A 21021-nucleotide genomic window follows, 5' to 3' on the forward strand; every position below is an offset into this window, starting at 1 on the left:
TCGGGGCGCGGGAGGTTCCGACGCGAGCAATTTCCGTTTCGGAAGGAACCTCCTCGTGAGTTCTGTGGAAACTGATGCGGACGGCTACACCAAGGCGCTGACCAAACGCCAGGTGCAGATGATCGCCATCGGTGGCGCTATCGGCGTCGGCCTCTTTCTCGGCGCGGGCGGCCGCCTCGCCAAGGCGGGGCCGTCGCTGATCCTGGCCTACGCGGTGTGCGGTCTCGCGGCTTTCTTCGTCATGCGCGCGCTGGGCGAACTCGTCCTGCACCGTCCCGTCTCAGGCAGCTTCGTGGAGTACGCCCGCGAGTTCATCGGCCCGTGGGCGGGCTTCGCGTCGGGCTGGATGTACTGGGTGAACTGGGCGATGACCGGCATCGCCGAGATCACCGCCGTGGCGATCTACATGCACAAGTGGTTTCCCGACCTGCCGCAGTGGATCACAGCCCTGGTGGCGCTGGTCGTGCTCGTCGCCATCAACATGCTGTCCGTGAAGTTGTTCGGTGAGCTGGAATTCTGGTTCTCCGTCATCAAGGTGACCGCGATCGTGGTCTTCCTGGTCACCGGCATCGGCCTGGTGATCGGCGCCGCGGACATCGGCGGCACCACCGCGTCGGTGTCGAACACCCTGGGCCACGGCGGCCTGTTCCCGGCCGGCTTCGGCGTGGCACTGATGACGCTGCAGGCGGTCGTCTTCGCCTACGCGGCGATCGAACTGGTCGGCATCGCCGCCGGCGAGACCAAGGACCCCGAGAAGATCATGCCGCGCGCCATCAACGGCGTGGTCTACCGCATCGCGATCTTCTACGTCGGTTCCGTGCTGCTGCTGACGATGCTCCTGCCGTGGCACCACTTCACCGGCACCGAGTCCCCGTTCGTCACGGTGTTCTCGGCACTCGGCATCCCAGCCGTCGGCGACATCATGAACGCCGTGGTCCTGACCGCCGCGCTCTCGTCGTGCAACTCGGGCCTCTACTCCACCGGCCGGATCCTGAGGTCGTTGGCGCAGAAGGGCGAGGCGCCCGCGTTCACCGGTCGCATGAACTCCCGGCACGTGCCCTACGGCGGCATCCTGTTCACCGGTGCCGCGTACCTCTTCGGCGTGGTGCTGAACTACCTGGTGCCCAAGGAGGCCTTCGACATCGCGATCGCCGTCGCGTCGCTGGGCGTCGTGTCGACGTGGGCCACGCTGATCATCTGCCAGATGCGGTTGCGGCAGAAGGCGTTGGCCGGTGAGGTGGAGCGGCCTTCATATCGAATGCCCGGGGCGCCCTACACGGGCTGGCTCACGCTGGCGTTCCTGGCGTTGGTGGTCGGGCAGATGGCGTTCTCCGACGGTCATGCGGAGCGGATCGCGTTCTGGTCTATTCCGGTGCTCGCCCTGGCTTTGTTCCTCGGGTGGCGGTTTGTGAAGTCGCGTGAGCGGGCCACGGCTCAGGAGCTCGTTTCCGTCGACTGACGCTGCTTTGTTCGTGGGGCCTCCTCGACCACCGCTTCTTCGGTGGCGGAGGAGGCCCTTGCCGGTAGCCGGTGGTGCAGCAGGTGCAGTGGAGCGGCCGTGATGCCGAACCTGTGCAGCGCATCCCGGTACACCCGGCCGAGCGCCGGGTCGACCAGTCCTCGCACGGGCGGCAGGGTGGGGTCGGCCGCGCACAGCAGTGACTCGAGCTGGCAGGACGCCATCGAGTCGGCGAGCACCTGGCGGGCGGCGTGGGCGGCCGCCGCGAGCGGCGGCAGGTCGGTGGCCGGGGTGCGGGTGGCCGGGCCGCAGCCGAGCAGGCCGCCTCCGCAGATCAGCACGTCGGCCTCGGTGTGCATGCGGGCCAGGGCCCGGTCGGTGTCCAGGCAGTGCGGGAACGAGTCGTCGACGACCACGGTGCCGGGCCGCAGCCGGTCCACGTCGAGCACGCGCACGGGCGCTCCGACGGCGGCCACGATCAGGTCGGCCGTGTACACGAGGTCCGGCGCGAACGGCGTCGCCGTGCAGAGTTCCGCTGCCACGCCCAGTTCCTCCAGCCGCACACCGGGAACATCGCACAGCACGAGACTCTGAGGCGGTCCGTCGGCCAGCAACAGCTCGAGGGCGGAGCGGCCGATGGACCCCAGGCCGAGGAACGCGACCCGCGTGCCCGCCCACGTGCGTCCGGTGGCGTCGAGTGCGGCCAGCGCGGTGAGCGCCACCGATGCGGCCGTGACCGCGTGGCCGGTGGTGAGGTTGGCGGTCGTGTGCCTGGCCACCGCGAAGCCGTACCCCGTGCGGGCCGGCAGGTTGCCCGCGAGCGACACGGAGCGCGCGCCGAGCCGGGTGGCGAGGTCGGCTGCTCGGGCGGCCTCGGCAGCGGGGTCGGCCAGTTCGTCGGCGAACCTGGGCAGGCACACGAATCCGGAGACGCCGATCGGGGTCTCCACCCGTTCCAGCAGACGTGGTTCACCGTCGGGGAACAGGAGTGCGCGGATCTGTTCGCGGTCCACCCCCGCGGCCGGCGCACCCATGTGTTCGGGAACGGGCAGGTAACCCACGATCGCCGCGTCCAGGGTCTGGCCACCGGTGAGCTCGCGGTGTAGTTCGCCGGCGACCGCGGCGAACATGGCCTGGCCGAGTGCGCCCGCCGGTGACCGGAGGTTCACCACCAGGCCCTGCCGGGTCATACGAGCGGCCAGGAACACGGCGACTCCCGCCGGTGGCGCGTCGAGGTGGGTGGTGTCGTGCCACTCGGCGCGCAGGCCGGTCGTCGCCGGCTGCTCGAAGTCCAGGTAGGTGAAGAAGAACTGGGTCGCCGAGGGTGTCGACCCCGTGCCGCGTTCCAGGACGCCGGCGATGGTGGTGGCCACGTCGGCGAGGTCGTTCGACCGCAACCGCAACGGCACGGCCGCGACGCAGGGGCCGAACACGTCGGTGAGGCCCGGCAGCGGCAGATCCCGGCCGGTGGTCGCGACGCCGATCACGAGGTCGTCCTGGCCGGTGGCGGCGGCGATCGCACGGTGGTAGGCGGCGAGCACCGGCGCGTGGGTGGCGGTGCCGTGCGCGGCTGCTCGTCGCCGCAGCTCGGCGACTTGTTGCGGGGCAACGAGGAAGTCGTATTTTTGTGCGGGCGTGTGCTCGGCCGGCCACGACGGTGGGCGGTAGTCCTCCAGGCCGCTCGTCCTGGTGCCTTGCTGTTCCAGCAGGTGCACGTAGTCGCGGAACGTGCAGCGCAACGGAGGCAGGGCCGCCGGTTCACCGCGCCGCAGTCGTTCGTGGACGGTCAGGAGCTCACGGGTCAGCAGGGCCGCGCTCCAGCCGTCGCCGATCAGGTGGTGGGCGTGGACCAGCAACGTGTGGTCGTCGGTAGCGGTACGCAGCAACGTCAGGCGCAGCAGCGGCCAGGACCACGGGTCGAGGCGGCGGGTGCGTTCGGCGGTGATGTGCTCGGTCAGTTCCGATTCGTCGGTGAGCACCGCGAACTCGATCGGGATGCGCAGGGTGCTCGGGAGTTCCTGATGTACCGGTGGGCGGGCGCCGGACGGGAACGTGGTGCGCAGCATGGGGTGGCGTTCGACGAGGAGGTCGACGGCCTGTTGCAGCGCTGTGCGGTCCAGGTTGCCGCGCAGTCGCAGGCACGCCAGCCAGGAGGAGCTGCCGGGGGCGAGTGTGTCGGCAAGCAGGAAGCCCCGTTGTGCAGGGGTGAGGGGGAACGCGGCTGCGTCGTCGTGAGCCGGCGCGTTGGTGGTGGGTGCGGCGGCGGTGCGTGTGGTGGTGGCCGCAGTGGGTGTCATGGCGGTGGGTGCGGTGGGTGCGGTGGCGTCGATGACAGCCGCGAGCGCGGAGATGGTGCGGTGCCGGTAGATGGCGGTGGGCCGGGGCAGTGCGGGCAGGTCGGCGAGTTCGTCGAACATCCGCAGCGCCAGGATCGAGTCGCCGCCGAGGGCGAAGAAGTCGGCGTCGCGGGCGACGTCCGGTACGCCGAGCAGGTGCGTCCACACCTCGGTGAGACGTCGTTCGGTGGCTGTCGCCGGTGCCAGCCGGGCGCGGTCCACCTTGCCCACGGCGGTGACGGGCAGGTCGGTCAGCAGCTCGAATCGCACGGGAATCATGTGGTGCGGCAGCAGTGCGGCCGCGTGCGCCCGCAGCTCCTCCGGCGTGACGGGACCGCTGGGCTGCACGTGAGCCACCAGACGAAGGTGTCCCGCCTCGCTGACCGGCACGACCACGGCCCGCTCGACGGCGGGGTGCCGTTGCAGCGCGGCTTCGATCTCGCCGGGCTCGACGCGGTGGCCGCGGATCTTCACCTGGCCGTCGATCCGGCCGAGGAACTCGTAGTCGCCGCCGGCGTTGACCCGGACGCGGTCGCCGCTGCGGTAGAACCGGCGCCCGTCCCGTCGCACGAAGGCGGCCGCGGTCAGCTCCGGCTCACCGAGGTAGCCCCCGGCCAGACCGGGACCGCCGATCAACAACTCTTCGTCCTCGACCCGCAGCACCGCACCCGCGGCGGGACGGCCGATGGGCAGCGCGTCGAGGTCGTCCGACGGGCGGCGATCAATGATGTGGCAGGTCGCGTTGATGGTGGTTTCCGTTGGGCCGTACAGGTTGGTGATGCGGTGGCCCCCGCCGAACAGGTCGAACCAGCGCCGCACGTGAACCGCGGACAGCGCCTCCCCGCCGACGTGCACCCAGCGCAACGCGGTCAGGTCGGGCGGGGCAGGACGTCGCTCGGACGCGAGGAGCAGCCGTTCCCACAGGGTCGGGACGGAACTCCACACCGTGACCCGGCCGCGCTCCAGCGCGGTCAGCAACAGGTCCGGGTCGCGGGTGTGCTCGCGCGGTACCGGCACGATGGTGGCCCCCACGAGCAACGGAGCGAGCAACTGCCGTACGGAGGCGTCGAAGCAGATCGACGACGTTGCCGTCAGCCGGTCGGCCGCGTGGTAGCCGAAGGTGCTGATGGCCCAGTCGAGGTAGTTCACGAGCGCGGCGTGGGTCACCGGCACGCCCTTCGGCCTCCCGGTCGAGCCGGAGGTGAAGATGATGTACGCGATCGCGTCCGGGTGCGCGGCTACCGGCGGAGCCGGTGCCGCTGGGCCGGAGAACGGGTCGATGGTCGTGGTGCCCATCGCGGTCGCGGCCGCCGCGGTGGCCGCGTGCCGGACGGTCAGCCGGACGCCGGCGCGCTCTACCTGGTCACGCAGGCGTGCCGGTGGGTGCTCGGCGTCGAGCGGCACCCACGCCGCCCCCGCCTTGAGGATGCCGACGAGCGCGGCCACGGTGTCGGCTCCGGGCGTGGTGAGCAGGCCGACGTGATCTCCCGGCTTGACTCCGGCGGCGTGCAGACGGGCCGCCACGGCGTCGGATTCCCGGTCCAACTCGCCGTACGTCAGCGAGTCGGCGACGGCGATCGCGGCCGGGGTGCGGCGGCACTGTTCCCGGATACGCGCGACGACGCTGGTTTGCTGCACGGGCTGGTGGTCTGGTGTGGGGGCGGGTTCTTCGGTTGGTGCGGGGACGCTGGCTTGCTGCACGGGTTGGTGGTCTGGTGTGGCGGCGGGTTCTTCGGTTGGTGCGACGGCACCGGCTTGCTGCACGGGTTGGTGGTCTGGTGTGGGGGCGTGTTCTTCGGTTGGTGCGGGGACGCTGGCTTGCTGCACGGGTTGGTGGTCCGGCGTGGCGGCGCGTTCTTCGGTAGGCGCGACGACACCGGCTTGCCGCACCGGCCGGTGATCCGGTGCGGCTGGCGCGCCGACGCCGGGCACTGGCTGGTGATCCCCGGCCAGTGCGAGCCCCGCGGCGAATTCCTCGGCGAACCGCGCGATCGTGTCGCGCCGGAAGAGCGAAGTCGGCGCGTTCCACGAGAAGTGCAGCGCTCCGTCGAACTCCCACCCCACCAGGCTGAGCCGGGTGGCGGCGGACGCGCTGCCTGCCGCGGTCGCGGTGATGTCGGCCGGACAGCCGCCGGGAGTGGCCGGCACCGGGAACCGGGCGAAGCTGAACCCGGCGGGCGCGGGCGTGCGGGGGCGTTCTCCTGGCACGGGGGCGAGCAGGCGTGCGATGTCGAGGCTGGACAGGCTCGCGTGCTGTTCGCACTTCAGCCAGGTGTCGCGGAGCCTGCGTGCCAACGTGCCGATGTCGTCCCCTGGCTCGACGTCGCACGCCACCGGCAGGGTGTCGGCGAGCGGGCCGACCGTGCCGGTGATGCCGGGCAGCCGCAGTTCCCGGCCGGAACGGGCCACGTTCACGGCGACCCGCGGTCGCCCGCTCCACCTGGCCAGGCACCGCGCGTAGGTCGCTAGCAGCAGGTGGAACAACGACACGCCTTCTCCGGCAGCCCGTTCCCGCAGGGCGGTGGTGGCCGTCGCGTCGAGCCGGACCTGGTGCGCCGCATACGGGGGTGAGGGCTCCGAGTCGAAGTCGTAGGGCAGCGGCAGGTCCTCCGGGAAGGTGGCGAGCTGGTCACGCCACCACGTCAGGTCCGCGGGGTCGGCGGTGCGGACGCACGCGCGGAACTCGGCGGGTGCGGGGCCCAGCGCGGGCTCACGGCCATCCGCCGCGTACGTCAGCCACAGTTCACGGCAGAGCAGATGCAGGCTGTACCCGTCGACGGCGGCGTGGTGCGCGACCAGGACGAGATGCGCCCGGTCGTCCTCCTGAGCGACGACGGCGCGCAGCGGTGCCGAGGTGGCGACGTCGATCGGCTGGTTGCAGAGCCGCTCTTCCCACTCGCCGATCGGCTCGGTGAGCCGCACGGCCTCCAGCACGACGCGCGCATCGGTGATCTCCTGGCCGTCCGCCGTGAAGCGCGCTCGCAGCATCGGGTGGCGTTCGGCGAGCGTGGTGAGGGCGCGTGCCAGCAGCGCGGTGTCCAGCGAGCCGGTGATCGTCTGGCGGACGTACGCGTACGCCGCCACGTCGGGGTAGAGCCGGCCCGTGGTCACGAAAGCGCGTTGCACGTCGGTCAGCGGGAACGCGCCGGCGGCCGGGGCCAGCAACGCGGCGAGCTCGCGGAGGGTCTGCGCCTCGAAGAACAGCGTGTGGGACAGCGTGCGGCCCAGCTGTTCCTCGAGCCGCTTGACCAGGTCCACGGCGGTGAGCGAGTCGAGTCCCATCGCGAGGAACGGTTCGTCGTCGCCGATGCTCTCCACCGGACGCTTGAGCGCGTCGGCCAGCAACGTGCGGACCAACGGCGCCACGGCGTTCGGTACCGGTGACCGGACGGGCACAGGGCTGGACACTGGGCCGGTCACCACGACCTGGGCGGTATCGGTCCGGAGCGCGGCCTCCAGTCCGGCAACGGCATCGGCGGGGCTGAGCGGACCGATGCCCGCGGCGGCCAGGGCGTGGTTCGTCCCGGCACCGGCGGCCATGCCGGTACCGGTGACGGCGGACAGGTTGACAGCGACGAAACGGCGACCGGCGGCGCGCTGCTGCGCGGCGAAGGCGTCCAGGTAGGCGTTGGCGGCGGCGTACGGTCCGACCGCACCCGCGAGCCCCGGCACCACCGAAGCCACGGACGACAACAGGACGACGAACGCATCCGTGTGGCCGTGCCGTGCCAGGGCATCGGCGAGCAGCCGCGCGCCCGTGACCTTGGGACCGAGCACGGCCGCCAAGTCGCTGTCCGAAGTGGACTGGAGTGAGACCGGCCGCAACACACCGGCGGCGTGGAACACGCCGTCCAACGCGGGCAGGCTGCGGATCAGCTCGTCGACCTCGTCCGGATCGGTGACGTCACATCGGCGGTGGCCGGCCGAACGTCCTGCCACCACAACGGTCGCGCCGTTCGCGGCCAAGGATCGCGCCAGCTCCCGTCCGATGCCGCCGGAACCACCGGTGATCAGGTAGGTGCCGTCGGGACGCAGCGGAGGCCCTTCCACCTCAGCCTCGACTCGGTGCTGGGTGAGGCGCCTACCCGCGCGCCACGCGACCAGCTCGGCCGATCCGGGGTGTGGCGGCGCGGCCAGCTCGGTGGCGATGGCCGCCTGCCGCGTCGCCTCATCATCCACAGTGGACAGATCGACGATGCGCAACGCGCGGTCGGGCTGTTCGTCCGGGAGCGCGCGAAGAAGCCCCGCGACCAGTGCCTGCTCCGGGCGGGCACCAGTGACGAAGGCGTCCTCGGTGACGACCACGAGCGGCGCCGGGTCGGCGAGGGCCTGTTGGAGGGTCGCCAGCGGGTCGCCGGCATGCAGAAGCTTCGCCGTCCCCGCACCGGCGGGCACCGGTGCCTCGCGCCAGACGAGCCGTTCGAGTCGTGAGGTCGTGTTCAGCCGAGGGCTCGGCTGCTCGTCAGTCACCCAGAACCGCCTGCGCTGGAACGGGTACGTCGGCAGCGGTACCCGGCGTGCCCCGAGGTCCATCGCCGTGCGGTCCAGCGGGGTTCCCCGCTCCCACAGGCGGCCCGCCACGGCGAGCAACGGCCGCGAGTCCCGCCCCGGCAACGCCCACGCGCGGCAGCCCTCGTGCCGCACGAGACCCGCGAGCCCGCCGTCCGGGCCGATTTCCACCACGGTGTCGTAGCCGTCGGACAGCAGCGTCCGCACGGCATCGGCGAACAGCACCGGCAGCACCGCGTGTGCGGCGAGATCGCCAGGGGTGAGCGGCGAGTTCCACGCCGCGTTGACGGTGCTCAGCTGCGGAACGACGGCGTCGGTGACGGTGAGCGCCGAGGCCGCCGCGGCGAGTGGTGCACGGACAGCGTCCAGCAACGGCGTGTGGAACGCGTGTGAGACGCCGAGGCGCCGGACGGGGACACGCCGTCGCCGCAACGCCTCCGCGGCGCGCTCCACCTCCTCGGCCGTGCCGGCGAGCACGAGCCGTCGCGGGCCGTTCACCGCCGCCACCCACAACTCGCCGGCCAGCAGATCGACCACCTCGTCCTGGGCCGCGGCAACGGCGAGCATCGCGCCCGGTACCGCGAGCTCGGCGATCAGCCGTCCCCGCTCGGCGGCGAACGCGACGGCCTCCAGCGGGGTGAGCCTGCCCGCGACGCAGGCCGCCGTCACCTCGCCGACGCTGTGCCCGAACACCGCGTCGGGCCTGATGCCCCACTCGGCGAGCTGATGCGCGGCCGCCACGCCCGACGCGACGAGCAACGGCTGTAACACCTCAGTGCCAACGGTGTCGTCGTGCGGCCACTCGCTCAGCAGGCGCCCGTTGATCGGCCCGAGTTCGGCGGAAACGGAGTCGAACATCGCCTGCGCGGCAGGCGCGCCGCGCAGGGTCCTGGCCAGACCGCGGATCGTGGCGTCCTGGCCGGGGAACACGAACGCGACGCGCGGAGACCGCACCGCCTCGGTGATCTCGGCGCTGCCGAGACGGTCCGCGAGATCACCCTCCACGACGACAGCGAGCCGGTGTGGTCCGTCGTCCCGTGCGGTACTCGCGGTCGCGCAGACGTCGGCCTCGGCGAGATGCGGATTCGCCCGCACGTGCGCCGCGAGCTCGAGCGCCGCCGCCCGGAGCGCGGGTGCGGTGCGGGCGGAAAGTGTGAGGAGAGAAGAAGGAGATGAGCCCTCGCCGGTGTGCTGCTCGGCGGCCACAGCGGCTTCCAGGATCGCGTGAGCATTCGTACCGCCGAACCCGAACGCGTTGACCCCCGCGATGCGCGGCTCCGGCCAGTCGACCGGCTCGGCGACCACGGCGAAACCCCGTGCCGCCAGGTCACAGCGCGACGACGGCGGCTCGTGGTGCAGCGACGGCGGCAGCTTCCCGTGTTGCAGGGCCAGCACCAGCTTGACCAGGCTCGGCATGGCGGCCGCGTTCAGCAGGTGTCCCAGGTTCGTCTTCACCGACCCCAGCCGCAGCGGCCGATCGCCGGGGCGCGGGGCGAACGTGTGCGCCAGCGACTGGACCTCGACCGGGTCGCCGATCGCCGTCCCGGTGCCGTGACACTCCACATAGGACACCTCCGCGGGGTCCACCCCCGCCGCACGGTAGGCAGTCGCGATCACTTCGCGCTGCCGCAAGGGGTTCGGGGCCAGGAGGCTCAGCGAACTGCCGTCGTTGTTGATCGCACTGCCGCGCACGAGAGCGAGCAGGGTGTCGCCGCGGCGCCGTGCGGAGGCCGCCGGGGCCAGGACGAGCGCGGCACCCCCTTCTCCCGGCACGAACCCGTCGGCCGTGTCGCTGAACGTCCGGCACCGGCCGGTCGGCGACAGCGCCTGTGCGGTTCCCAGCAGCCGGTAGGCCGTCGGGGTCAGGTTCAGGTTGACCCCACCCACCACCGCGATGTCGCACTCACCGTCGGCCAGGGCCTTTCGGGCGAAGTGCAACGCGACCAGCGCTGACGAGCACGCGGTGTCGATCGCGACCGCGGGACCGGTCAGATCCAGGGCCTGCGACACCCTGGCGGCGACCAGGTTGCGGAGATTGCCCACGAGCGCCGCGGTGGACCGGTCGTGACCGGTCCCTTGCAGCAACTCGGGATACCCGCTTTCACCGACCGCCGCGTAAACGCCGATGCGCAGACCGTCGCGGCGTGGACCGGCGTACCCGGCACGTTCCAGCGCCTCGTGTGCCAGTTCGAGCAGCATTCGCGCGTGCGGGTCGATGAGGCGGGCTTCTTCTTCGGTGATGCCGAAAACGTCCGGGTCGAACAACGCGGGGTCGTCGAGGAACGAGCCCCAGCCGGGTTCGTCCTGCCACCTGCTCGCGGGAATCCCGGTGACGCTGTCCGTACCGGCGACCAGTTGTGCCCAGAACTCCTCCGGTGTTTCCGCGCCGGGAAAGCGGCAGGCCAGGCCGATGACCGCGGCCGTGTCACCGGTCGTGGGGGGCACCGTTGTCACCGAGGTACCGGAGCGGTGCCGCAGGACGTGGCCGGCCAGCGCGCTCACCGTGTCGCACTCGCGCAATGCCGAAGGCGGCACGGTCGTCCCGAACCGTTCCTCCAGCTTCGCCAGCACCTCCATCGCTTTGAGCGAGGACCCGCCGATCGCCAGAAACCGGTCGTGCGCACCGATGCGGCGTGCGTCCACACCGAGCACGTCCGCCCAGATCTCCCGCACGGCTTCCTCGAGAGCTGTCGGCGTGGTGTGCCCGCGTCCGGACGCCGCCGGGCGGTGCTCCGCTACCTCGGCGAACGCCCCCGCCTCGTACCGCGAGCGCAACTCGTGGCGGCGTGCCTTCCCGCTCGTCGTGCGGGGAACGGCTCTCGCGGGCACGCCCAGCACGCGTACGTCGTCGTGCCCCGTCGCCTGGGCGACGCGCGCGGCGATCGCGGTGTGGTCCGCGTTCTTGCGCGCGAACACGATGATGCGCTCGCTACCCGTCGCGGGTTCGGTCGAGCCGACGACCACGATCTCCTCGCCCGGTGCGGCGGCCTCTTCCAGGTCGGCCGCGTGGAACGTGCGGCCGTTGACGAAGACCACGTCCTTCGCCCGGCCGGTGACACACAGCCGGCCGTCGCGCAGGAAACCGAGATCACCGGTCCGCACCCAGCCGTCCGCGAACGCCTCCGGCTCGTCGTGGTAGCCCCGGGCCACGTTCGGTCCGCTGACCTCGACGTGCCCGACGTGGCCGGCATCGACCACCTCACGCGCGTCGTCCACGACGCGCACAACGCAGCCGGGAACAGGACTCCCCACGTCCATCAGCTCCACCGCTCCGTCTCCCGGATCAGCGGGACGGACGCGGCCGCGGCTCAACGCCGCCCGATCGAGCACCAGCGGTACCGCCAGCTCGCCCAGCGGCGGGAACGTGACCGCCAGCGTCGCCTCCGCGAGCCCGTACACCGGTTGCAGCGCACGGGGATCGAGTCCGGCCGGTGCGGTCTTCGCGACGAACGAGCGCCAGATCACCGGTGAGATCGGCTCCGCGCCGACGAGCAGCAGCCGGACCGCACTGAGGTCGAGCGCCCCGAGCGTGTCGTCGGGCACGCGCCGCACCGCGTGTGCGAGCGCGAAGTTCGCCGCCGACAACACCGAAGCGCGGTACCGCGCGGCCGCCTCGAACCAGAGCGCCGGGTTCCTGGCGAACGTCATGGGTGGAATCCGCACCTGCGCCAGACCGTGCGCCATCGGGGTGAGGTGTGTGCCGATCAACCCCATGTCGTGGAAGTACGGCATCCACGTCAGGACGACATCGTCCGGCGCGGCCGCACCCGCCCGCCCGGCCTGGTCCAGGTTGGCGAGCACGTTGGCATGGGTCAGCCGCACGCCCTTCGGAGCACCGGTGCTGCCGGAGGAGAACTGCAGGAACGCCACGTCGTCGGCGGACGCCCGATGTACCTCTCCCACGTCGCCGTCGGTGCGCATGTCGGCAGAACCCAGCACCGGCGGCCCGCCGAGCTGGTGCGCCACTGCCCGCAGCTTCCCCTGCTCGGCGGGCAGCGGCACCGGCACGACCCCCGCGGCGACGGCGGCCCAGAACAACACCAGGAAGTCGTGATCGTCGTCCGTCCGGATGATCACCGGCGTGCCAGGACGCAGTCCCCGTGCACGCAGGCTCGCCGCGACGCGCAGCGCTTGGTCGCGCAGCCCGCGAAAGGTGACGGTGCGTTCGGCCCCGCCACTTCCGAGGTGGATGATCTGCTGCTCAGGCGCTGAGTCGGCGGCACCCAGCAGAACATCGATCAGCACAGCGTCTCCCATTTGAAGAATTCAACCCGCGCCCGGCATTTCCGGCCGGATCTCGGCGCGGAAATTCATCCTCCGCACTCATATCGGCCCACGCCAGGCCGGACGTGGCGAATCTGTCCCTGCGGGCATCAGCGCTGTCCATTGCGGCCTGTGCCGGGCGGACGGCGGGGACGGGCGTTGCGCGGGCGCCTGAGCGGGTCGAATATGCTGGTGAGCATGGTTGTCGCTGCCCCACCCGTTATCGGAGTGCTCGCCCTTCAGGGTGATGTTCAGGAGCACCTCGTCTCGCTCGCCAAGTGCGATGTCACCGCACGGCCCATCCGCCGGCCGGAGGAACTGGACGAGCTGGACGGCATCGTCATCCCCGGTGGCGAGTCGACGACCATCAGCAAGCTGCTGGAGAACTTCGAGCTGCTGGAGCCCCTGCGGGCGAAGATCAAGGCGGGTTTTCCGGCGTACGGGTCGTGCGCGGGCATGATCCTGCTGGCCAACACGGTTCTGGACGGGCGCGACGACCAGCATCAGCTCGGCGGACTGGACGTCACGGTCCGGCGCAATGCCTTCGGGCGGCAGATCGACTCGTTCGAGACCGACCTCGATCTGGCCGGGGAGAGCATCCACGCGGTGTTCATCCGGGCGCCGTGGGTGGAGTCGGTGAGCAGGGACGTCGAGGTTCTCGCTACGGTGCCCGTCACGGCTGAGGCGGGCGACGCCGCCGGTAGGATCGTCGCGGTCAGGCAGGGCAACGTGCTGGCCACGGCGTTTCATCCGGAGCTCACGGGGGATGAGCGCGTCCACCGCCTGTTCGTGGACATGGTTCTCGGTTCGACGGAGGAGAAATGAGCGGCCACTCCAAGTGGGCGACCACCAAGCACAAGAAGGCCGCTATTGACGCCAAGCGCGGCAAACTCTTCGCGCGGCTGATCAAGAACATCGAGGTGGCGGCCCGCACCGGCGGTGGCGACCCGGACGGCAACCCGACGCTGTTCGACGCGATCCAGAAGGCCCGCAAGAACTCGGTGCCGCTGGACAACATCGAGCGCGCGCGCAAGCGTGGCGGCGGCGAGGAAGCCGGCGGCGCCGACTGGCAGACCATCATGTACGAGGGCTACGGCCCGAACGGTGTCGCGGTGCTCATCGAGTGCCTCACCGACAACCGCAACCGTGCCGCCACCGAGGTCCGCACGGCCATGACCCGCAACGGCGGTTCGATGGCCGACCCCGGCTCGGTGTCGTACATGTTCAGCCGCAAGGGCGTCGTCATCGTGCCGAAGGCCGAGACGTCCGAGGACGACGTGATGATGGCCGTGCTCGAGGTCGGGGCCGAAGAGGTCAACGACCTGGGCGAGGCCTTCGAGGTCGTCTCCGAGGCCGGGGATCTCATCCCGGTCCGCAAGGCGCTGCAGGAGGCCGGCATCGACTACGAGTCGGCCGAGTCGAGCTTCCTGCCGTCGGTCTCGGTGCAGCTCGAGGTCGATGGCGCGAAGAAGATCTTCAAGCTCATCGACGCGTTGGAGGACTGCGACGACGTGCAGAACGTCTTCGCGAACTTCGACGTGTCGGACGAGGTCATGGCCGAGGTCGGCTGACCGCCAGCTTCACGAACGCCGACCACGCGTCTGCCGACACGGGCAGGTGGGTGGTCGGCGCTTTGCTGTCCCGGATGCCAACGCCGTGGCCGATCTCCACGCAGTTGTCGCCGGTGCCGCTGTAGCTGCTCTTGCGCCACGAGGTCATTGGAGGCCCTCCAAGATGCTGTTGATCACCGCCCTCGATTGTTCCTCATCCAGCGCGACGGCAGCGAGGTCCTTCAGGATGGTCTCGTAGGTGTCGACGGTCTCCCCGTCATCGAAGAACAGACAGCACTTGAGGCTCTCGATGTAGACGACCGGCGGGAACTTCGGAAACTTCATCAACCGGAAGTCGCCGGACGTGCCCGCGTGCATGCCGATCGATCTGGGGATGATCCGGATGCTGATGTACGTCCGCACCGACATCCGCAGCAGGTGGGCGAGCTGTTCCCGCCACACCTCCTCACCTCCGACCGGAAGCCACAGCGCCTGCTCGTGCACGTAGAAGGTGAAGGTCCGGCTGTAGTCGAGAATCTTCGCGCGCGCGATCCGTGCGGCTACAACCGCCGGAACGTCCTCAGCCTCAATGGGTGCGGCTTCGGTGACTACGTTGATGTACTCCGGTATCTGGAGCAGGCCGGGCACGAGGATCATCGACCAGCAGGTGATCTCCTCGGCGTCCTTCTCGTGGTTGATCAGCGTGCGGACCTGGTCCGGCACACCGTCGTCGGGAACCTGCAGGTAGACGTTTCCCGACTCCCGGAACAGCGCGAGCAGCGCCTCGCGTTCCTCCAGCGGTGTGCGGCAGTAGGCGAGCAGCGTGGCGACCTCCACCTCGTTCACGCCGCCTTTGCCGGCCAGCAGGTCGGACATCTTGGCCTCGTGCCAGCCGAGCAGCTCGGCGAGCCTGCGCTGGGTGAGCCCGGTGCGCTCGATGGCGACCCGGACGCCGTTGCCGAACTCCCGCCCCACCACGCTGGACGATCTCTTGGGCATGGACGAACGCTAGGAGCCGACGCCACCACGACTCCATCGTTTCCGGCCAAATCTGCCTGAAGGTGGGAGCCTTGGAGCAGCTCTAAGCAGGGCTGGGACATCTGGACGTTGCGTACGCTGGGCATCGTGCTTTCGGACGAAGATTTCGAACTAAGGGCCCGCCTGCTCTCCCAAGCGGACCTGCACGGCCACACGACCGTGACGGTGCCGCCGGACAACGAGGGCGCCGGTTACGTGTTCTCGGTCGGCGCGTGGCGGCGGTTCGGGGTTGCGGAGGCCGTGGTCATCGGCCTCGACCAGGGCATGGGCGAGATTCTGATCAACACCTACGTGAAGCGGGCCAGCCAGGGCGAACGATTCCAGGCGGGGCAGCTCTACCACGACTTCTTCGACGGCGTGCCGCTCACGTTCGAGCGGGTCTACAAGGGGTACTACCCGGAGTTCTTCGGCAGTGCGTACCTGCTTTACGACGGGTCGGAGTTCGCGGCGGTGCAGATCATCGTGCCCACCCCGCAGGGGAAGTGGCCGTGGCAGCCGGACGCGCCGGAAGGGTTCCACGAGCACCAGCTGATCCTCACCGAGAGCGGGCTGCCGGAGAGCTGGACGCCGGGGGTCACCGGGCCGTGAACGTCCACATCGGACCGCTCAGCACCGAACACGCTGGTGAAGTGCTTACCGTGCAACGTGCCGCGTACCTCGACGAGGCACGCCGGTACGACGCGTGGGAGTTGCCGCCGCTGCGGGAGACCGTGCAGCAGATCCAGGACCACATCGAGTCCGGCATGCCCGCGCTCGGCGCGTGGGACGGCACGAGGCTCGTCGGCAGCGTCCGGGGGAAGGTCGACCAGGCCCGCATGGAGGTCGCCCGGCTGTCGGTCGCGCCGGACCAGCAGGGCAGGGGCCTCGGCCGCCGGTTGCTCGACGCGGTCTGCGCGGAAGCCGCCGGAGAGGTCGTCTGGCTCTTCACGGGTGCGGAGAGCGAGGAGAACCTGCGCCTGTACCTGAGCGCCGGGTTCGAAGAGGTCGGCGAGCAGTTCGACGTCGTAGGCATCAGGTGCGTCACGTTGGAGAAGACGGTCATCTCGCGTTCAGGGCCGCGTCACGAGACCCTGGCAGGGTTCTGAAGCGGTCCACCCACGGCCAACCACCGGTGCGGACGTCGATCACACGTCGGCTGATCCGTCCGGCACCCGTCAGCCCCGGCGCATCCGGCGCCGGGGCTGACGCTGTTCGTGACCCGTGTATCCCAAATCGTTGTCCGGAGCTCGTTGTCCACTGAAAGCGCTCCGACACCGGACAACGTTTTGCCTGTACAAAAGCGATGCGCCAAGGGGATCGGGGGGATCTCACCGGCGCTGCCGGGGGAGGAGCGCCCCGTCTCGCAGGAGGCAAGGGGGATGCGGGGCGGGGCGCTTCGGAAACAGCCGGCGAAGAACGGGCGCGAGAACAGGCTCAGTTCTCGTTCAGGAACTTCTGCGCCAGCGCCTCACCCTGGGAGACGGCCTTCCCGTGGTCCTCGATCGGCGACACCTTCGAGTTCTTGAAGTACAGGTAGTGCACCGGGCCGTCGGTCCCGCCGTTGCGCGGGTCGGGGTTGATGCCCAGGTTCACCGCGGAGGCGTAGGACGCCTCGCCGATGATGTTCGACGGGCCCGTGTCGCCCACGACCACGTAGTCGACCTTGTTGTTGTAGACGATCGCGACGACGCCACCGCCCTGGATGCCGTGCTGGCGGTAGTCCCACGTGCCGCTCGGCGACGGCACCACCACGTACGGGAGCTTGTCCGCGACCAGCGGCTTGCCCTTCGAGTCGTGGAACGCGGTGTCCGGCTGGAACCACGGGTCGGTGTTCTTGTTGCACTTGGTGGTGGGCTGGCCATCGCAGTCGATGTCCATGTCGGCCTTGTACCAAACCGCGCCGTTCTTGCCGCAGACCGGAATGGTCGCGGCCGTCTCGGAGTCGGTGCGGTACTTGCCGTTGGAGATCTGCTGGCAGGAAGTCAGCTTGGCCAGCAGCTGGGAGGCGCTGGGACCGGCGGCCACGGCGGCGGGGGACGCCAGGACCGACGCCACGAGTGCGGCCACGGCGAAGAGCCCCGGGGTGAGCTTGCGCATTGCCACCTCTTTCAACAGGGAACTTTCCTGACTGAAAGCGGCGGTGCAGTTACCTTGCGCAACCGGAGTTGCGGGTGTCAAGGGGCTACGGCTTACGTCCCAGTAGTCCTATCAGTCGCGTTTGGTCGTCGGCGTCCGGAGACACCGGCACCGGCGAATCGAACATCGAGGTTCCGCTCCAGTCGGCGATTCGCGGCTCGACGTACTGCAACACCGTCGACGCCAGATCCGGATCCAGCTTCTCGTCGGCGCCGATCGAGCGCGCCAGATCCCACGCGTGCACCGCGAGATCAAGGGTCATCTGCCAGCAGTACTCGGCGGAGTCGATCACGCCGGACGACACGTGCACGGACTTGGCCAGCGCGTGGCGGTCGAGCCACGACTCGCGCGCCGCCGCGGCCGCCACCACCCAGGACACCAGCGGATCGTCGCCGAGGTTGTCGTGGTCGAAGCGGTCGCCGACCTGCCGGATGGTGCAGCCGGCCAGCAGTTCCGGAGCCCAGAGCTGCTCGTAGACGAGGTGACCGACCAGATCTCTGACCGACCATTCCCGGCAGGGGGTGCCGAGCTCCCACTGGTCCGATGCGATCTCTCGCACCCGCCGGTCGAACTCCGTCATCGCTACGCCGTGCGCCTGGATCAAGTCCACGCAAGCAGTGCATCAAATCCGGCTCAACTACGCACCCCGGAGTGAGAGTTGGGCCACTTGGACGCAACCCCGATTTCTAACCGTACGAGCGTTCGGCGTAATGTGCACCGATCCGCCGTGACATCGTTGACACGAGAGGACGATGGCCGTGAGCGCCCCTAGCGCCAGCATCTCCGACCAGGACAAAGGTTTCTTCGGGCACCCCCGAGGCCTGTCCACACTGTTCTTCACCGAACTCTGGGAACGGTTCTCCTTCTACGGGATGAAGGCCATTCTCGGCCTCTACCTGTGGACGGCCGTCTCCGAGGGCGGTCTCGGCGTGGACAAGGCGCTCGCGCTGTCCGTCGTTGCGATCTACGGCACCGCCGTCTACATGTCGGGTGTCGCCGGTGGCTGGCTCGCCGACCGCGTGTGGGGCGGCCAGCGCGCCACCTTCTACGGCGGCGTGCTGATCATGTGCGGTCACATCGCACTGGCGCTGCCGATCGGCATCACGGGCGTGTACCTGGGCCTGATCTTCATCGTTTTCGGCACGGGCCTGCTCAAGCCGAACATCTCGACCGTCGTCGGCGGCCTCTACGAGCAGCACGACACGCGTCGTGACGCCGGCTTCACGGTCTTCTACATGGCGATCAACATCGGTGGTTTCGTCTCGCCGCTGATCACGGGCGCGCTCGCGGACGGCATCGGCTTCCACGCCGGGTTCGCCGTCGCCGCGGTCGGCATGGCGCTCGGCCTGATCCAGTACCGGATCGGCCGCAAGAACCTGCGCGGCTCGGCCGCCGTGGCGCCGAACCCGTTGCCCGCGCAGGAGAAGGGCCGCGTCTACGGCGTCATCGCCGCCATCGCGGTCGCGATCGGCGTGCTGGGCGTGGTGTCGTACCTGCTCGATGGCGTCAAGGGCGTCATCCTGATGATCAGCATCATGTCGATCGTCCTGCCGATCACGTACTTCACCGTGATGTACCGCAGCAAGAAGACGCTGCCGGAGGAGAAGCCGCGCGTTCTGGCCTACATCCCGCTGTTCATCGCGGCCGCCATGTTCTGGCTGATCTTCGAGCAGAGCGCGTCGGTCATCGCGGAGTTCGCCGACTCGAACGTCGACAACCACGTGTTCGGCTGGGAGTTCCCCGTCGCGTGGTTCCAGTCGATCAACCCGATCATGATCATCGTGCTCGCGCCGGTGTTCGCGTGGCTGTGGCTGAAGCTCGCCGACCGCGCTCCCAGCACGCCGCGCAAGTTCTCCGGCGCGCTGGTGCTGGTCGGTTTGTCGTTCGTGCTCATGTACTTCGCGAGCAACTCGGCCGCCGACGGCAAGGTGACGCCGCTGTGGCTGGTGCTGATGTTCCTGATCATGACCTGCGGTGAGCTCATGCTGTCGCCGGTCGGCCTCTCCGTCACGACGAAGCTGGCGCCCAAGGCGTTCGCCTCGCAGACGATGAGCCTGTGGTTCCTCGCGGTCTCGGCCGGTACCGGTGTGGCCGCGCAGCTCGTGAAGTTCTACACGACGAGCCCGTCGGCGTACTTCTTCACGCTGGGCGGTGCGGCCGTGGTCCTCGGCGTCGCGCTCGCCGTGGCGGCGCCCGCGATCAAGAAGCTGATGGCCGGGGTCGAGTAGGTCCATGAGGGTGACCTTCATGGACCTGAGGTCCATGAAGGTCACCCTCATGACCGGAAGAGCGAGAGGGAGGCCCGTCGCGGCGGCGGTGCGGCGGGTCTCCCTCTCGCCCTCAAGGATGCACTACGGAGAAGTGTCATTGGGGCACGAACATTGCTCCAGGTGGGTGAAGTCGAGCACGTGCTGCGACGAATTTCGCCCCACGTCAGCTGTTCTTCACCGCCAGTGACCGTTTGGTTTCGTTCGCCCGAACCGGAAGTCGCAACGCGCCGCGGATGAGTTTCGACCTCCGCCGCGACATCGGACCGTCCGGACCGAGGTTCGGGAACCGCTTGAACAACTCGTGCAGCGCCAGCGAACCCTCGATGCGCGAGAGCCCCGCGCCGATGCAGTAGTGGATGCCCGCGGAGAACGCGAGGTGCTCGCGCGCGTTGGACCGCGCCGGGTCGAACTTCAGCGGATCGGCGAAGACCCGTGGATCGCGGTTCGCCGCCGCCAGCATCAACATCACCGGCATGCCCTTGGGCAGCGACACCCCGGCCAGCTCGAGGCGTTCCTTCGGCCAGCGGATCGTGTACTGCACAGGCGGATCGAGCCGCAGCACCTCCTCGACGAACCCCTCCGCGTACTCCGGGCTCTGCGCGAGCGGCGCCACGGTGTGCGGGTTCTCGAAGGCCTTCAGCACGCCGTTGCTGATGAGGTTCACCGTCGTCTCGAACCCGGCGAAGAGCAACAACCCGGTGGTGGCAACGAGATCCTCGCGGCTGAGGTCGTCGTGCTGCGTCACCAGGTGGCTGACGATGTCGTCCTGCGGGCTGCGGCGGCGCTGGTCCATCAGGCCGTCGATGAACTCGTTGTACTCGATGATCGTGGCGTGCAGGGCCTTGAGCTGTTTGTGCGACCACACGCCGTCGAGCGTCTCCGCGAGCGACGAACCCCAGCGCGCGAACGTCTCCTTCTCGCTGTCCGGCACGCCCAGCAGGTCCGCGATCACCTGGATCGGTACCTGCGACGCGAACTCCGCGACGACGTCGAACTGCCCGTCCAGCCGGTCCACGTAGGTCTTGACGATCTTCTGGATCGACTCGGTGCGGTCCTTCAGCGCGCGCGGCGTGAAGAACGGCTGCACCAGCTTGCGCAACCGCGTGTGGTTGGGCGGATTCATCATCAGGAACGAGTCCTGCACCGGGTTGACGATCTTCTCGCCGTCCTGGATCAGCGTGATCGGCACCATCGACGCCTCGTCGAAGGTCGCGGTCAGGAACCTGCCGTCCCGCAGCACCGAGTCGCAGATCTCGCGCGACGCCGTGACGTACGCGCCCATGCGACTGCGCACCATGTCGCCCTTCGCGCGCACCTTCTCGTACATCGGGTACGGGTCGCGGTCGGGCGGCGACGCGATCACGCCCGCGTAGGGATCACCCAGCAGCGCGTAGCCGCGCACGAGTGTGCGGAGTGCGAAGAACTGGGCGGCGGTCTTCAGCGTGGACGGCATGCCTCCACACTGCGGCGTAAGTGAAGAA

At 69.6% G+C, this 21021-nt stretch carries 12 protein-coding genes; 6 read left to right on the forward strand and 6 right to left on the reverse strand.

Annotation, left to right across the window (positions count from 1 at the left end; all coding sequences use genetic code 11):
- The first annotated feature begins 118 nt into the window (after positions 1–118).
- Positions 119–1459, forward strand: a complete 1341-nt coding sequence (locus ACIA8G_RS31120; RefSeq protein ID WP_396422362.1) for an amino acid permease — start codon at positions 119–121, stop codon at positions 1457–1459.
- Here the strand turns inward: ACIA8G_RS31120 and ACIA8G_RS31125 are convergent.
- Entirely contained in the window at positions 1435–12549 is an 11115-nt protein-coding gene (locus ACIA8G_RS31125; protein WP_396422240.1) for an amino acid adenylation domain-containing protein, read from the reverse strand. The two genes, ACIA8G_RS31120 and ACIA8G_RS31125, sit on opposite strands and share 25 nt — an antisense overlap.
- Positions 12550–12765: 216 nt before the next feature.
- On the opposite strand from ACIA8G_RS31125, the gene pdxT reads away from it, so the two are divergent.
- Both pdxT and ACIA8G_RS31135 read left to right on the forward strand, forming a co-directional pair.
- Positions 12766–13392, forward strand: coding sequence for a pyridoxal 5'-phosphate synthase glutaminase subunit PdxT (gene pdxT, locus ACIA8G_RS31130; RefSeq protein ID WP_396422241.1), 627 nt, complete (start codon positions 12766–12768; stop codon positions 13390–13392).
- The gene (locus ACIA8G_RS31135) at positions 13389–14138 is read left to right on the forward strand and encodes a YebC/PmpR family DNA-binding transcriptional regulator (RefSeq protein ID WP_396422242.1); all 750 of its coding nucleotides are present in this window, start codon (positions 13389–13391) and stop codon (positions 14136–14138) included. Before pdxT ends, ACIA8G_RS31135 begins: the two co-directional genes overlap by 4 nt.
- Here the strand turns inward: ACIA8G_RS31135 and ACIA8G_RS31140 are convergent.
- Together ACIA8G_RS31140 and ACIA8G_RS31145 are read right to left on the reverse strand one after the other, a co-directional pair.
- A complete protein-coding gene (locus ACIA8G_RS31140; RefSeq protein WP_396422243.1) occupies positions 14119–14286 on the reverse strand; it encodes a DUF397 domain-containing protein in 168 nt (55 codons plus the stop codon). The two genes, ACIA8G_RS31135 and ACIA8G_RS31140, sit on opposite strands and share 20 nt — an antisense overlap.
- Positions 14283–15116: a helix-turn-helix domain-containing protein gene (locus tag ACIA8G_RS31145; RefSeq protein ID WP_396422244.1), complete on the reverse strand. Its 834-nt coding sequence runs from the start codon at positions 15114–15116 to the stop codon at positions 14283–14285. The genes ACIA8G_RS31140 and ACIA8G_RS31145 overlap by 4 nt, the downstream gene beginning before the upstream one ends.
- Positions 15117–15242: 126 nt before the next feature.
- On the opposite strand from ACIA8G_RS31145, the gene ACIA8G_RS31150 reads away from it, so the two are divergent.
- Both ACIA8G_RS31150 and ACIA8G_RS31155 read left to right on the forward strand, forming a co-directional pair.
- On the forward strand, positions 15243–15743 hold the full coding sequence (locus tag ACIA8G_RS31150) for a DUF4262 domain-containing protein (protein ID WP_396422245.1): 501 nt from the start codon (positions 15243–15245) through the stop codon (positions 15741–15743).
- Positions 15744–15784: 41 nt separating this feature from the next.
- Positions 15785–16240, forward strand: coding sequence for a GNAT family N-acetyltransferase (locus ACIA8G_RS31155; RefSeq protein WP_396422246.1), 456 nt, complete (start codon positions 15785–15787; stop codon positions 16238–16240).
- Between the two features lie 328 nt (positions 16241–16568).
- On the opposite strand, the gene ACIA8G_RS31160 is transcribed toward ACIA8G_RS31155, so the two are convergent.
- Both ACIA8G_RS31160 and ACIA8G_RS31165 read right to left on the reverse strand, forming a co-directional pair.
- Positions 16569–17231, reverse strand: coding sequence for a glycoside hydrolase family 75 protein (locus tag ACIA8G_RS31160; RefSeq protein ID WP_396422247.1), 663 nt, complete (start codon positions 17229–17231; stop codon positions 16569–16571).
- 85 nt (positions 17232–17316) lie between these two features.
- A complete protein-coding gene (locus tag ACIA8G_RS31165; RefSeq protein ID WP_396422248.1) occupies positions 17317–17880 on the reverse strand; it encodes a TIGR03086 family metal-binding protein in 564 nt (187 codons plus the stop codon).
- A gap of 142 nt (positions 17881–18022) precedes the next feature.
- Here ACIA8G_RS31165 and ACIA8G_RS31170 point away from each other — a divergent pair, with 142 nt between their 5' ends.
- The gene (locus ACIA8G_RS31170; RefSeq protein ID WP_396422249.1) at positions 18023–19498 is read left to right on the forward strand and encodes a peptide MFS transporter; all 1476 of its coding nucleotides are present in this window, start codon (positions 18023–18025) and stop codon (positions 19496–19498) included.
- Positions 19499–19703: 205 nt separating this feature from the next.
- Here ACIA8G_RS31170 and ACIA8G_RS31175 read toward each other — a convergent pair whose 3' ends face one another.
- Positions 19704–20993, reverse strand: a complete 1290-nt coding sequence (locus tag ACIA8G_RS31175; protein WP_396422250.1) for a cytochrome P450 — start codon at positions 20991–20993, stop codon at positions 19704–19706.
- Positions 20994–21021 lie beyond the last annotated feature (28 nt).

The sequence above is a fragment of the Lentzea sp. NPDC051213 genome (assembly GCF_044455585.1).
In the GTDB taxonomy this organism is placed as follows: domain Bacteria; phylum Actinomycetota; class Actinomycetes; order Mycobacteriales; family Pseudonocardiaceae; genus Lentzea.